Annotated in this window: 8 protein-coding genes and 1 pseudogene; 4 read left to right on the top strand and 5 right to left on the bottom strand. The window is 64.6% G+C overall.

All coding sequences use genetic code 11. The features are described from left to right. Positions 1-127 precede the first annotated feature (127 nt). Both BBIA_RS06060 and BBIA_RS06055 read right to left on the bottom strand, forming a co-directional pair. A pseudogene (locus BBIA_RS06060) lies at positions 128-2,851 on the bottom strand (ATP-dependent helicase). 107 nt (positions 2,852-2,958) lie between these two features. Next, on the bottom strand, positions 2,959-4,863 hold the full coding sequence (locus BBIA_RS06055; RefSeq protein ID WP_081892113.1) for an acyltransferase family protein: 1,905 nt from the start codon (positions 4,861-4,863) through the stop codon (positions 2,959-2,961). A gap of 139 nt (positions 4,864-5,002) precedes the next feature. Here BBIA_RS06055 and BBIA_RS06050 point away from each other — a divergent pair, with 139 nt between their 5' ends. The 3 genes from BBIA_RS06050 (at position 5,003) to BBIA_RS06040 (ending at position 8,748) form a co-directional block, all read left to right on the top strand. After that, entirely contained in the window at positions 5,003-5,584 is a 582-nt protein-coding gene (locus BBIA_RS06050) for a xanthine phosphoribosyltransferase (RefSeq protein ID WP_033495593.1), read from the top strand. Positions 5,585-5,615: 31 nt separating this feature from the next. Further along, positions 5,616-6,962 carry a nucleobase:cation symporter-2 family protein gene (locus BBIA_RS06045; protein ID WP_033495595.1) on the top strand — a complete coding sequence of 449 codons (1,347 nt, stop codon included), beginning with the start codon at positions 5,616-5,618 and terminating at the stop codon, positions 6,960-6,962. 295 nt (positions 6,963-7,257) lie between these two features. Further along, positions 7,258-8,748 carry an ATP-binding protein gene (locus BBIA_RS06040; protein WP_033495597.1) on the top strand — a complete coding sequence of 497 codons (1,491 nt, stop codon included), beginning with the start codon at positions 7,258-7,260 and terminating at the stop codon, positions 8,746-8,748. A 25-nt stretch (positions 8,749-8,773) separates the two neighbouring features. Here BBIA_RS06040 and BBIA_RS06035 read toward each other — a convergent pair whose 3' ends face one another. The 3 genes from BBIA_RS06035 to BBIA_RS06025 are packed head-to-tail and all read right to left on the bottom strand — an operon-like array spanning position 8,774 to position 12,519. After that, entirely contained in the window at positions 8,774-10,234 is a 1,461-nt protein-coding gene (locus BBIA_RS06035; protein ID WP_033495599.1) for an ABC transporter permease, read from the bottom strand. Beyond that, positions 10,221-11,522: an ABC transporter permease gene (locus tag BBIA_RS06030; protein WP_033495601.1), complete on the bottom strand. Its 1,302-nt coding sequence runs from the start codon at positions 11,520-11,522 to the stop codon at positions 10,221-10,223. Before BBIA_RS06030 ends, BBIA_RS06035 begins: the two co-directional genes overlap by 14 nt. A 43-nt stretch (positions 11,523-11,565) precedes the next feature. Next, the gene (locus BBIA_RS06025) at positions 11,566-12,519 is read right to left on the bottom strand and encodes an ABC transporter ATP-binding protein (RefSeq protein WP_033495603.1); all 954 of its coding nucleotides are present in this window, start codon (positions 12,517-12,519) and stop codon (positions 11,566-11,568) included. A gap of 286 nt (positions 12,520-12,805) precedes the next feature. On the opposite strand from BBIA_RS06025, the gene BBIA_RS06020 reads away from it, so the two are divergent. Further along, positions 12,806-14,005 (top strand): sensor histidine kinase, encoded by a 1,200-nt coding sequence (locus BBIA_RS06020; RefSeq protein WP_033495604.1) that lies wholly within the window; start codon positions 12,806-12,808, stop codon positions 14,003-14,005. The last annotated feature ends 27 nt before the right edge of the window (positions 14,006-14,032 follow it).

Genomic DNA, 14,032 nt, shown 5'->3' with positions numbered 1-14,032 from the left:
TCTTCCTCTCGTGACTTTGGTTTCCCGTGAACTGTGCAGATTATGCCAGTGGCAAACCCGAAAAACAAGACTTGACTTTCCCCGCTTTTCTGCTACCTCTCCCGCGAAGGCTCCGGAGAAAAGCTCGCTAGAGCTTTTCGATCGGAGCACGGCTAAGCATGAGCCGCTTGGTGCCCGCCGACCCGAAGTCGACGGTGATGACCGACTTGGCACCCTTGTCGAGCGTGTCGACGATGGTTCCGAGGCCGTACATGTCGTGCGTAATGCGGTCGCCGACGTGGAAGTCGGCGATGTTCAGACCGTTGTCGCGCGGCGCGCCCGTGCCTGCGGCGGACGACGAGCCGGTGTTTTCGGCGCGACACGGCGCGTGGTGACGCGTCCGCTGCGCGACGACGAGCTCGACCCGTACGACGAACTGCCGTATGACGAGCCGTATCCGGAGCGACCGGCCGAACCGGACCGGGAGCCGGTCCCGGAACCTCCACGCGAGCGCGAGCCGGCGCCTGCACCGAACCGACGCGCGCCCGACCCGTACGACGAACCGGAGGACGATTCGGACGAACCGTAGGAGGAGCCGTATGACGAGCCGCCGTACGTCGAACCATACGATCCGTACGCGGAACCGTATGCCGATCCCCCGCGCGACTCCGAACCGTACGTCGAACCGCCGAATGTCGGTGCCGCCGAAGTCGTCGTCTCCCCATCCGCCGAACTCGTCGTCGTCGAACCCGCCGTTCGACCAGTTCGCGCGCATGCGCTCGACGCCGGCTTCGCGGCGCTTCCAGTCGATCAGCCCGTCGGGAATCTCGTCAAGGAACTGGCTGGGCATCATCTCGTTGGCCTGTCCCCATTGGGCTCGCACGGCCGCGCGCGTCACGTACAGCCGCCGCTTGGCGCGCGTGATGCCCACATAAGCGAGACGGCGTTCCTCGGACAGTTCGCTCGCGTCCTCCATGGCGCGCGAATGCGGGAACGTGCCCTGTTCCATGCCGGTCAAAAACACGACCGGATATTCGAGGCCCTTGGCGGTGTGCAGGGTCATGAGCGTCACCTTGCCGGAGTCCTCGCCCTCCCCCGGCAGCTGGTCGGAATCCGCCACGAGCGCCGTGGTTTCGAGGAAGCCGGCGAGCGTCGCGTCGGGCGTGTTCTGCTCGAATTCGGCGGCCACGGACTGCAGCTGCGACAGGTTCTCCACACGCGAGGCGTCCTGCGGGTCCTCGGACTTTTTGAGTTCGTCGAGCAGTCCAGACTTGGAGAGCACTTCCGCCACGATGTCGCTCGGTCGGTTGGCCGGGTCGGCGGCGAACTTGCGCAGCCCGTCCATGAGGTCGCGGAAGGCGCGCAACTGGTTGGCGGTGCGCGTGGGCACGCCTTCGATCGAGTCGAGCCGTTCGATGGCCGCGTAGAACGGGATCGTGTTCGTTTCGGCATATCCGGCGACGATCGCCTCGGCCCGTGCGCCGAGACCGCGCTTGGGCACGTTGAGGATACGCCGCATGTTCACGTCGTCGGCCGGGTTGACGATGCCCTGCAGGTAGGCGATCGCATCCTTGATTTCGCGCCGTTCGTAGAAGCGAGTGCCGCCGACGAGCTGGTACGGCAGGCCCGCGTTGATGAGCGCCTCCTCGAGCGAGCGCGACTGCGCATTGGCGCGGTACATGATCGCCATGTCGGAGTAGGCGATGTTCTCCTCGCCGTGCAGGCGCGCGATTTCGCCGGCGATCCACGCGGCTTCCTGCTGCGCGTTGTCGGCCGCGTAGCCGACGATCGGCTCGCCCTTGCCGAGTGCGGTCCACAGTTTCTTCGGTTTGCGTCCCTCGTTGTGGGCGATGACCGCGTTCGCTGCGTCGAGGATGGTCTGCGTGGAACGGTAGTTCTGTTCGAGCATGATGGTCTTCGCGTTGGGGAAGTCCTGCTCGAAATCCTGGATGTTGCGGATGTCGGCGCCACGGAACGCGTAGATCGACTGGTCGGAGTCGCCGACGACGGTGATCCACGCCTGTCCCTCGCGTCCGGCGTACGGCATGTTCGCCAGAGCCGGCATGCCCTTGGCCGCGTCCACGCCGGCAAGCTCGCGGATGAGCACGTACTGCGCATGGTTGGTGTCCTGATACTCGTCGACGAGAATGTAGCGGAACTTGTGCCGGTAGTAGTCTGCGACGGCCGGATCGCGGCGCAAGAGTTCGACCGTGCGTCCGATCAAATCGTCGAAGTCGACGGCGTTCGCCGCGGCGAGGCGATGCTGGTATTCGGCGTAGACGACCGCGTACAGCGCCTCCGCGTTGCCCGGGTTGCCGATTTGGTAGCCGCGCTGGCCGGGCCGGTAGTCGGGCGCCTGCTCGCGCAGCTTGTCCTGCCAGCTTTCGAGGTTGTTCTTGTAGTCGGAGATGCGCGAGAGGATGGCGCGCGGCGTGTAGCGTTTGACGTCGATGTTGAGGTCGGCGGCGATGAGCTTGACGAGCCGCTCGCAGTCGGCCGTGTCGTAGATCGAGAAACCGGAGTCGAGTCCGATGGACTTGCCGTCACGGCGCAGGATGCGCACGCAGGCGGAATGGAAGGTCGACACCCACATGCGTTCGGCGACGGGTCCAATGAGCGCGGCGAGGCGTTCGCGCATTTCGGCGGCGGCCTTGTTGGTGAACGTGATGGCGAGGATCTGGCTGGGCCATGCGCCGAATTGGCTGAGGATGTAGGCGATGCGCCGCGTGAGCACGCGCGTCTTGCCCGATCCGGCGCCCGCGCCGATGAGCAGGGCCGGGCCGCGGTATTGGACGGCTTCGGCCTGCTGCGGGTTGAGGTCGCCTACGAGTTCGTTCGCGGTTCTTGCGATGAGGTCCGGATCCTGCTGCACGCTGCTCCCCTTGTCTGCTGTGTTTTGGCCGCGGGTCCGTCCGCGGCCTTACTTGTCTACCATATGTCGCGGTCAGCGACGTCGATCATGCCGACTCCCGCGGCCGATCAGTCGGCGTGGTCGGCGATCCAGCCGACGATCGCGTCCTTGACGGTTTGCGCGTACAGTTTCTGTCCTTCCGGCTCCGGATGGATGCCGTCGCTGGTGAGCATGTCGGTGTGCGCGCCGATCGCGCTGTTCCAGTCGGCGATGGTTGCGGTCGCCGGATGCGCGCGCACGTAGTCGACGGCGGCCTGGTTCGCCGTGGGGATCCATGTGCGGTCGCCGTAGCCGTTGACAATGACAAGCACGTGGCCATCGCCCGCCGCGGCCGCGATGTCCTCGTAGTCCTGCGTGGTGACATTGCCGTTCGTGTTGAGCGAGACGACGACGTACTTGCGCAGCTGTCCTTGCGCCTTGAGGTTGGAGACGATGCCGGGCGCGTCGCGCACGAAGCGCGATACCTTCGCATCGATCACGATGCCGGGCAGCAGGTCGTTGAGCGCCGGGGACGAGCCGACGGTCACCGAATCGCCGACCACGGTGATCTGATCACCCTTGAGCGTTTTCTCCGCCTCGGCCTGGGCCTGCGCGCGACGTTTCGCCTCTTCGGCGGCACGGCGTTTCGCTTCGGCGGCCGCCTTGGCGTCGGACGCGCGCTTGTGCGCCTGCTGGTCGAGCACGCTTTGGTTGGCTTCGAGCATCTGCTGCACGCTGGACTTGGCTGGCGCGTTACGATAGCCGAACACGCAGCCGACAACGAGCGCGATCGTCAGCGGCACGGCGACGACGATGCGCATCACGGACGGGTCCGCGCCAAACAGCTTGCGAGAGTCGCCGTCCGTCTTCTTGGACGGGTCGATGAGCAGAGCGAGCGGACGTTCGACCAGCCACCACGACACGGCGGTCATCAATCCCGCCGACACGAGCGCGAGCAGGCGGATCAGCCACATGCCGCGGCCTCGCCAGCCGGGCAGCAGCGACTGATACATCAGGAACAGCGGCCAATGCCACAGGTAGATGCCGTACGAGTAGCGTCCGAGCAGCGCCAGCGGGCGCCAGACGAACAGGTTTTCCATCCATGATCCGGAGGTGATGCTGCCCGCCAGCAGCACCACGGACAGCACGGCCGCGGTCAGCAGGCCGCCGCGGAACGCGGACGCGTCCTGATCGACACGCATCATCAGCACGATTAGCCACACCAGCGCGACGGTGGCCAGCCACGGGGCGACTTGACGAGCCAAATCCGGAATGGGCCATTCGTGGCGCTGGGATTCGGTCACCAGCCAGGCCAGTGCCAAGCCGAGCATGATGCCGAAGCAGTGCGTGTCGGTGCCGAAGTACACACGGGTCGGATCCACGTCGGGCCGGTACAGCACCCACATGAGCAGTGCGGACACCGCGGCGAGGCCGAGCGGCACGGCGATGCGGAATCGTTCGGGAACGGTCTTGCGCACCAGCATCACCAGCCACGGCAGCACGATCGTCACCTGTGCGAGCAGCGCCACGAACCATAGGTGGCGCAGCGGCTGAGGCGACGTGGACGCGAAATAGCTGCCTCCGGTGAAGATCTCGTACCAGTTCGACGTAAAGGTGACGGCCGCAATGCTTTTGCCGGCGACTCCCACCAACGCGTCGCGATCGAACAGGTAGTCGAGAGAAACGGTTGCGGTGACCATGAACACCATGGCCGGCCACAGGCGCACAATGCGGCGCAGATAGAAGCGCTTCACGTCGACGGCGCCTCGGGTGACGCATTCGCGCAGCAGGCTTAAGCCCAGCAGAAAGCCGGATACCGTAAAGAACATGTCTACGCCCACGAATCCGCCGTGCAGCGAAAGTGGCGAAAGGTGATACCAAATAATGCCGATGAGGGCGAGTCCTTTAATGCCGTCCATGCTGCGGTACCGCACACGGGCCGGGGTCTGCGGCTGCCCCTGCGGCCGCACTGTTTCCTGCTGTTCTGTTTCCATCACCCCGCAATACTACGACACCCCGAGACACATGCCGGCCGGTCTTGCGCGGCGGCCGTTCCAACCGGTTCGAGGTCATCTGTACGGCGTAAACTGGCCGTTCGTCATCATTGGCCGATCGCAACGCAAAAGGGGTTGTATGAAGGAACTCGAGGAACGCATCCGCAAGGAAGGAACCGTCAAGGAAGGTAACGTGCTCAAGGTCGACGCCTTCCTGAACCACCAGTGCGACGTGGCGCTCTACGATGCCATGGGAGCCGCGTGGGCCGAGCATTTCGCCGGCAAAAACATCAACAAGATCCTCACCATCGAGGCGTCCGGCATCGGCATGGCGTGCGTCGCGGCCCGTCATTTCGGCAACGTGCCGGTCGTGTTCGCCAAGAAGGCCCAGTCGATCAACCTCGACGGCGACCAGTACGTGACGACCGTATACTCGTTCACCAAGCAGCGCGAATTCCCGGTGATCGTCTCCCGCAAGTACCTCGGCCCCGAAGACCATGTGCTGCTCATCGACGATTTCCTCGCGAACGGCAAGGCGCTGCACGGCCTGATCGACATCTGCAAGCATGCGGGCGCGACCGTCGAGGGCATCGGCATCGCCGTAGAGAAGGGCTTCCAGGGCGGCGGCGACCAGCTGCGCGAGGAAGGCTACGACGTGGATTCGCTCGCGATCGTCGAATCGATGGATCCCACCACCGGCGACATCGAATTCCGTCACTGATTTCCCAGAGAGCAAGAAGAGAGGAAACCCATTGTCTGAGAAGAAGCAATCCGAGGCCGTCTCGTTCGAGGCGCTGAGCAGCCTCGACGCGCCTGTCCCGTTCTGGAAGGGCATCCCGTTCGGCCTGCAGCACGTCATGGCCATGTTCGTGGCAAACCTCGCCCCGATCTTCATCGTCGCCTCCGCCGCGAAGATGGACGCCGCCCAGTCCGCGGCGATCATCCAGGCCGGCCTGCTGGTCGCAGGCCTCGGCACCTGCCTGCAGCTGTACGGCGCATGGCTGATCGGCTCGAGGCTCCCGATGGTCACCGGCATTTCGTTCACGTATGTGGCGGCCGCGTGCGCGATCGCCGCGGACAAGGGTTACGGCGCGGTCGTCGGCGCGGTGATCGTCGGCGGTCTGCTCGAGCTCGTGCTGGGTCTGACGGCCAAGTATTGGCGCCGGTTCGTGCCGCCGATCGTCTCCGCGATCGTCGTCACGTCGATCGGCTTCTCGCTGCTCAACGTGGGCGCGACGAGCTTTGGCGGCGGCTCCGGCGCGAAGGACTTCGGTTCGTGGCAGAACCTGACGCTCGGCCTGATTTCGCTCGTGGCCTGCCTGGCGTTCCAGCTGCTCATGAAGGGCACCGCCAAGCAGCTGTCCGTGCTGTTCGGCCTCGTCGTGGGCTATGTGGTCGCGATCTGCATGGGCAAGGTCGACTTCTCCGGTTTCCAGAACCTCGCCATCGTCTCCCTGCCGCAGTTCATGCCGTTCAAGCCGACGTTCGACTGGGGTTCGATCATTTCGCTCGGCCTGCTGTACGTCGTCTCCTCGGTCGAGGTGCTGGGCGACACGGCCGCGCTGACCAAGGTCGGTCTGAACCGTCAGCCCACCGAGCGCGAGACCGCCGGCGCGATCGCCGGCGATGGCCTGATCTCCTCCGTGTCCGGCCTGTTCGGCTGCCTGCCGCTGACCTCGTTCGCGCAGAACATCGGACTGGTGGCCATGACCAAGGTCGTCAACCGCAAGGTGATCCTCTCCGGCGGCCTGATTCTGGTGGTGGCAAGCTTCGTGCCGGCTATCGCCGAGGTGTTCAACTCGCTGCCGCAGGCCGTGCTCGGCGGCTGCACGATCATGATGTTCGGCAACATCATCCTCTCCGGTTTCCAGATGATCGCCGAGGCGGGCTTCTCGCAGCGCAACATCACCATCGCCGCGCTGAGCCTGACGATCGGCATCGGTTTCACGCAGGTGAGCGACATCTTCAGCCAGTTCCCGGCCCTGTTCCAGCAGATCTTCGCCTCGAACTGCATCGCCGTCGCCTTCGTCGTCGCCGTCATCCTCAACGCCGTCCTGCCGAGCGAGGAGCACTTCCTCGCGGCGAAGAGCGAGGAATAAACAGCACGGTCTCTCCGCTCGCGGCGAGGAACAGTAAAGGAACAGTAAGCATGGCACGCCGCGTATGCCCAGTGCTCGGTCTTAATTCTTGGCTCCCCTTGTCAGGGGAGCTGTCACGCAGTGACTGAGGGGTAGTCAAACTCATCACATCAAGCCCGATGAAGCACACGCGTATCCATACATTTCACAGGCTTCCCTCCAATCCCGGCGGGAAGCCTTTCCTATACGTGAATTCTCCATGAATCGGCGGTACGGCGGCCCGCGCTGCGGCACAATGGTGTCAAGGAGGCTGGCCATGACCGACGACTACACCGCGAAGATGACCGAACTGATCGAGCTGATGCGTCTGATCGGCAACGACACGCAGCAATGCGAAGTCAAGGAGTGCAAGCGCCGCATCTCGTCGACCATCACCGACACATTGTCCGCGTTCTCGAACGGTTCGGGCGGCTGGATCATCCTGGGATTGTCGGAAAAAGCCGGGTTCACGCCGGTCGAGGGATTCAACGCGCGCGCCATGCAGGAATCGCTCAGCCAGGCGTGCGAGAAGATGACGCCGGTGGTGCGGCCGACGATCGTGACGTGCCCGTTCGAGGGCACGAACCTTGTGTTCGCCCGCGTGGACGAGATGCTGCCACGAGACAAGCCGTGCTTCCTGACCGAACAGGGACCGTACAACGGCTCGTACATCCGCACCGGCGACGGCGACCGGCATATGAACTCGTACGAGGTCGACCGGCTCATCGAGGAGCATCTGCAGCCGACCTACGATCTGGACATCGTCGCGCACGCCACGATCGACGATCTTGACCCGGCGTTGGTATCCGGTCTGCTGGCACGCGTACGCGAACAGCATCCGCATGTGTTCGCTGATCGCACCGACACGGATACGCTGATCGATCTGCAGGTGTTGCGGCACGACGATTCGGACGCCGCGACGGTCGGCGGCGTCCTGCGGCCGACGTTGGCCGGACTGCTGGCGCTGGGACGCTATCCGCAGAAGTATTATCCGCGTCTGGGCATGTCGATCGCCGTGTTCCCCGGCACCGGCAGGGACGACGTGTTCCGGGGCGACGAACGGCTGGTCGCCTCCAAGTCGATCGTCGGGCCGATCCCGGTGATGATCGACGACGCGGTCGAATCGCTGATGCACTGGATCGGCGCCAAAAAGCCGGACTATCCGCCCGTCGTGCTGCGCGAGGCGATCGCGAACGCGCTTACCCACCGCGACTACTCCCCTGACGCGCGCGGTACGCAGGTGCATGTCAGCGTGTTCACCGACCGTATCGAAATCGCCAATCCGGGCGGCCTGTACGGCACCGTCACGCACGACGTGCTCACCGACCCGCATCCGGTGTCCGGCACGCCGTTCCAATCGACCCGCAACCAGTTCCTGTTCACGCTGCTCGAATCGACCCCGTATCCGGGCGGCGGATACGTGAACCCGGAGGGAGGCGACGGCTACCAGCGCATCGCCGCCGCATTGCGCGAAGCCGGCATCGAGCCGGCGACCACGGTGAACACGATCAACACGTTCACCATGACGATCACCAAGCAGCGCACCGCGCGGCTCGGCTCGCCCGGCGATATTTCCAAGGCGATCACCACTGTGTTGGAACGTCATTCCGCGATGAGCGCCAAGGAGATCATGCGCGAACTGCAGCTCACGCCGCTCGCCGCCACCGCCGGCCTACGCGAGCTGCTGCGCGAAGGCCGGGTCATCCCGGTACGATTCCAGGAGGATCCGGCCCAACGCTACCGGCTGAACATCGGCCACAACTCATGACCCCATGACCGGCGGTTCCGCGGATTCACGCCTCCGCGAGCTGCGTCGTCGCGGCGGCCGCATCCGTGGGACGCATCCTGCGCACCCGTCCGACCGCAAGTCCGATGCACACGAACGTCACCGCATACAGCGCGACGATGCCCGACCCGCTCAGCCAGCCGGCGACGTCCGCCCCGCCCGTGCCGACGCCAAGCGCCGCGTCGATCGACGACGTGTACCACCAGCTAGGCGTCAGCGTGACGAGCGGAACGATCGCGTCGGGCATCATGCTCACGGGGAACGCGATGCCCGAGGTGAACATGATGAGCAGGCCGAACACGTTGGCGAATCCGTTGGTGGCCGTATCGGAGGCGCCGAACTCGCCAAGCATGAACCCGCAGGCCACGCACATGAGGCTGAACATGCAGGCCGAACCAAACGTCATCGCCACACCCGTCGTCGGCAACACGGTCGGATCGGCTCCGGCCGCGGCCGTCAGCCCCAATGCGGCGATGAGGTAGGCCACGCAGATCAACAGCGCGAAGACGCAGAGCACACCCATGCGTTTCAATCCGATCGACGCCGCCACCGGGGACGCCGCAAGCCTGCGCCGCAGCTCCCCCGCGCCGAATACGCGCGACACGAGACTCACGCACACGCTCAATGTCAGGAACAGCGGATACACCGCGGTTTTCATCGTGTCGCCGAATCCCGATGCGACCGGATTCACCGTGCCGGCATCTCGCTTGTCCTTCGACGTGGCCTTCTCCACGGCGACCGGACGGTTGACGTCCGCGTCATGCGCCGTCTTCGCGGCACTGTCGGCGGCATTCCTCACATCGTCCATCGTCAGATCGGTCATCGTGCCTTCCGGCAGCGACTCGATGTCGAACGCGGACGGATCGACCGCGATCTTCGACCAGTCACCGTCCGCCCCGGTGTTCGGACCTGCGGATGTCCCGGCGCCGGCGGCTCCCCCGCTCATCTTCACGTACCAGTCCTTCAACGCGGCCTGGTCGATGTGCGCGTGCCCGCCGATCAATGCGATGCGGACGAGCGAGAGGAATCCGTTCACGTTCATGCCACCGATCGTGCCGGCTCCCGACGTGTAGCTCGTGACCGTCTCGACCTGCGGCATGTCGCCGCCGGAACGCGCGGCCGCAAGGAACCGGTCGGCATAGCCGTCCGGGATGATGACGATGAGATCGGTCCAATTCGAGGCGACGGCCTGCTGCAGCGATTCGGAGTCGTCCTTCAGATCGATCAGCGTGGCGGATTCGGACAGATAGTCGCGTAAGGCTCCGGCGATGCCGCCGCTGTTGTCGTCCCGGTCGACGACGGCGACGTTGACCTTGGCCGGCTCGTACGTGTCGGCCACCGGCCGGTTGGCGGCGGTGATCTGCGACCAGCTGAGCGTGAACATCATGATGCCCATGAGCACGAGATAGATGATGATGTACGTGCGGTGCGCGAGCAGGACGCGCACGGTGGCCTTACAGGTGTTCATAGCGTTGCCTCCTGAGCATGATCACGCCGGCCGTGAGGAACACCGCGCTCATCGCGAGCAGGATGACGCAGGTGCGGATGAACGGCTGGGTGCTGTCGTAATACATGAGCGAGTAGAACAGGTTGGTGACCTGTTGGGTAGGGTTGATGGCGGCGAGCAGCGGGGCCTTGCGCGAGATCAGGTCGCTCAATTCCATCGCGAACCCGCCGTACAGGCCGCTGAACAGCGACAGTCCGCAGGCGATCGCGGTGGATATGCTCTGCTTGACGCCGTCCGTGAGCTTGGGGATCGCACCGATCATCGTGCCGAACGAACAGGTCATGAACGAGGCGACGAGCACGGCGAGCACGGCCAACGGTTCACGACCGCCGACCTTAATGCCGCACACGTATCGGATGTAGGCGAGCGCGACGAGCAGGCACACGCAAGAGCACAGCCACCCGGCGAGGAACCCGGCGAGGAGCTGTTTGGCGCGGCCGAGCGGCGCGACGGTGCGGCGGATACCGAGTGCGGAGAGGTTCGCCTGGGCGGTGGTGACGGTGTGGATCATGTACGACATGGCGAGCAGACAGGCCATGCCCATGAGCGCGTAATAGTACCTGGCCATCACGTCGGGCTTGAAGTTGGTGAGCGTGATTTCCTTCGTGCCGTTCGTGGCCGAGCCGATGCCGTTCCAGAACGTGCGTGTGAGGGCGGCGGTCGGATTGTCCTTCAATGCGGTTTTCACGGTCGCGCTGGTGCGGTTGTATTGGTCGATCACGTTGTCGAGCGCGGCGAGGGAGACGTCGAGTCCCACGTCCTGCGTGCCGTTGTTGGCGGTGGCGACGGTGTCGGAGCCGAGCGTGAGCGCGATGCGGCCGTCGCCGTCCGCGGCGATGATGCCGTCCGTCTTGCCTTGGGTCAGCAGGTCACGGGCCTGTGCGGTGGAATCGACCTTGGTGACGTCCAGCAGTCGTACGCCGATGTTGATGTCGCCGATGACCGTGTCCGCGTTGCTGTCGCTCTTGTCGTCGTTCTGGCTATCGGATTGGCTGCTGCCGCTGGCCTGACCACTGTCGTTCTGGCTGCCGGACAGCGCGGTGATGAGCGTGTCCGCGCCGACCGCGTTCGTCCAGTTCGTGTCTTGGACCACGGCGACGGGCACCGGCGTGATGCTCATGGCCTTGTCGAGTCCGCCGAACACGCCGTTGAACATGGTCGACAGTGCGATCGGGAACACGATGAGCCAGAACAGGGCGCTCTTGTTGCGCAGGTTCGATTTCAGGGAGACGATGAAGGTGCTCCACATGGCGTTCTCCTTTCCTTGTTGGAGGATGCGGGATTGCTTCCCGTCAGTCCCGCAGCGCCTTGCCGGTCAGTTCAAGGAACACGTCGTTGAGGCTTGGCGGCCGGCTGGTCAGGTGGCCGATGTTCGCGCCCGCGCCGCGCAGCACGCCGATCAGGTCGACGAGGTTGTGGTCGCCGCGCCGGCATCGCACGGCCAGTTCGTGCCCGTCGTAGGTCGCTTCGATCACGAACGGGAGCGCGCGTACGGCCGTGAGCGCGTCGTCGGTCAGATCGAACGTCTCGATGGTGATCCGCTCCCCCGTGTCGATCATGGACTTCAGCTCGTCGGCTGTGCCGAGCGCGAGGTGACGGCCGTGGTCCATGATGAGGATGCGGTCGCAGATCTGTTCGACCTCCTCCATGTAGTGACTCGTGTAGATCACGGTCGCACCGGCTTGGTTGAGCTTCTGAATGCCTTCGAGGATGGCGTTGCGGCTTTGCGGGTCGACGGCCACAGTCGGCTCGTCGAAGAAGATCAGGTCGGGCTTGTGCGCGATGCCGCATGCGATGTTGAGTCGTCTGAGGAGGCCGCCGGAGAGTTTGCCGGGGCGGAACTTGCGGAAGTCCTGAAGTCCGGCGAAGTCGATCGCCTCTTCGACGAGCGGGGCGCGGTCGGCTTTCTTCGGCACGTACAACGAGCAGAAGTAGTCGATGTTTTCGGTGACGGTCAGTTCGTTGAACACGGCGACGTTCTGCGGCACGATGCCGATGCGGCGTTTGAGCGCGTAGCTGGTCGGCGTCATCGGCTGGCCGAACACGCGGATCGTGCCGGCGTCGTAGGTGAGCAGCGCGAGGATGCAGTTGATGGCGGTGGTCTTGCCGGAGCCGTTGGGGCCGAGCAGGCCGAAGATCTCGCCTTGGTTCACATCGAGGTCGAAGTAGTCGAGCGCGACCATGTCGCCGTATCGTTTGACCAGTTGGCTGACGTGGACGGCCGGTGTCTGGTTGTTGTCGGTCATGTCCGCTCCTTTCCTTGGGGTGTTTTCATCTTCTCGCGTCGGGGCATGGCCGCGCCACAGCCATCCGTCACGACTTGGCCGGTTGCCCGTGACATTTGTCATGGATTTGCGGTGGTCCTGGTTCCCGGGATTGTCGGCGGAATTTCCCGGGAACCGGCGCATGTTCGGTTGTGCTCGCAATCGTTGGAATGACGCCATTTGCAGTGTGCACAACGTTCGGATATGTTCGCTTGCCGGTTCCCGGGATTGTGCCGCCGCATCCCGGGAACCGGCTACGATGAGCCGCATGCTCATCTTGCTGGAGAAAGCCCTGCTCGTGGCCTGCGGAACGGCCGTGGCGGTGCTGTCCGGCTTTGATTCCCTGTCGCTGATCGGTTTGCTGGTCGCGGTCTCGTTGTCCTGTCTGTCTGAATGGTTGATGTCGCGGCGCACTCCCCCGGTTTTGGCCGCCGTGCCGTCCTGCCTGTTCCTGGCGGCGGCCCTGCTGATGCCACGTTGGTGCGCTTTTCTGCCGGCCGTCGCCTATGATGCGCCGCGTCTTCCGGCGATGTTACACGACGCTCGTGCCGATCGGCTGGTCCGTTGTCTGCCGTTCGTGCCGATCGTCGTCGCGTTTGTGCGGGCGTCGGTCGCAACCGACCGTACGATCATGATGCTCACCGGATTGCTCGCCGTCATCGGCATGATGCTCGGCCGGTCACGCGAAACCGTCACGCGTTTGCGCCGATCACTGAGGCATACGCAGGATCTGGCCCGCGACAGCGGCCGCGTCAACTGTCGACGCATGGCCGACGTCGCCGAGGAGCGCACGCAGTCGATTCGCACGGCCACGCTCAACGAGCGCACACGCATCGCCCGCGACATCCACGACAATGTCGGCCACCTGCTCACGCGTGCGATCATGCAGTCGCAGGCCGGCAAGGCCGTGGCCGACGCAACGAATGACCCGGTCGCCGCGCAGGGGTTCGACGCGTTGAACGGCACGCTGAACGAGGCGATGACGATGGTGCGCCGATCCGTGCATGATCTCGAGGACGACGGCACAGATTTCGCCGCGCAGATCGAGGACGCGGCGCACACGTTCGGCGATGCGTCGCCAGGCTTCACGGTGACGCTGTCGAACGAAATCAAGGATGCGCCGGCGCCGGTGACACGCTGTTTCGCGACGGTGATCCGCGAATCATTGTCGAACGTGGCCCGGCACAGCGACGCGCGCTCGGCAAGCGTGACGCTGCGTGATTTCCCAGCGCTCTGGCAGCTGGTCGTGCAGGATCCGGGGCCAGCCAAGCCGGCGACCGACGCGTCTCATGCGGCGGGTTCCGCCGATGCCGAATCGTTGCGCGGCATGGGATTGGCCGACATCGAACGCCGCGTGCGCACGCTCGGCGGCACGTCGTCATGCGGCCCGTACGGCGGCGGCTGGCGCGTGTTCGTCACGATTCCCAAACGCCAGTGGACATACCATGATCGTGGCGGACGATCATGACCGGCAACGGACCCGTTCCGCCGGTCA

The organism is Bifidobacterium biavatii DSM 23969, assembly GCF_000741165.1.
In the GTDB taxonomy this organism is placed as follows: Bacteria; Actinomycetota; Actinomycetes; order Actinomycetales; family Bifidobacteriaceae; genus Bifidobacterium; species Bifidobacterium biavatii.
This window is presented reverse-complemented; position numbering and strand designations above follow the sequence as displayed.

Bases quoted from the DNA above. Each gene is read 5' to 3' on its own strand.
- BBIA_RS06050 (WP_033495593.1), top strand. From the start codon at position 5,003: ATGAAGGAACTCGAGGAACGCATCCGCAAGGAAGGAACCGTCAAGGAA.
- BBIA_RS06040 (WP_033495597.1), top strand. From the start codon at position 7,258: ATGACCGACGACTACACCGCGAAGATGACCGAACTGATCGAGCTGATG.
- BBIA_RS06030 (WP_033495601.1), bottom strand. From the start codon at position 11,522: ATGTGGAGCACCTTCATCGTCTCCCTGAAATCGAACCTGCGCAACAAG.
- BBIA_RS06025 (WP_033495603.1), bottom strand. From the start codon at position 12,519: ATGACCGACAACAACCAGACACCGGCCGTCCACGTCAGCCAACTGGTC.
- BBIA_RS06055 (WP_081892113.1), bottom strand. From the start codon at position 4,863: ATGGAAACAGAACAGCAGGAAACAGTGCGGCCGCAGGGGCAGCCGCAG.
- BBIA_RS06020 (WP_033495604.1), top strand. From the start codon at position 12,806: ATGCTCATCTTGCTGGAGAAAGCCCTGCTCGTGGCCTGCGGAACGGCC.
- BBIA_RS06035 (WP_033495599.1), bottom strand. From the start codon at position 10,234: ATGAACACCTGTAAGGCCACCGTGCGCGTCCTGCTCGCGCACCGCACG.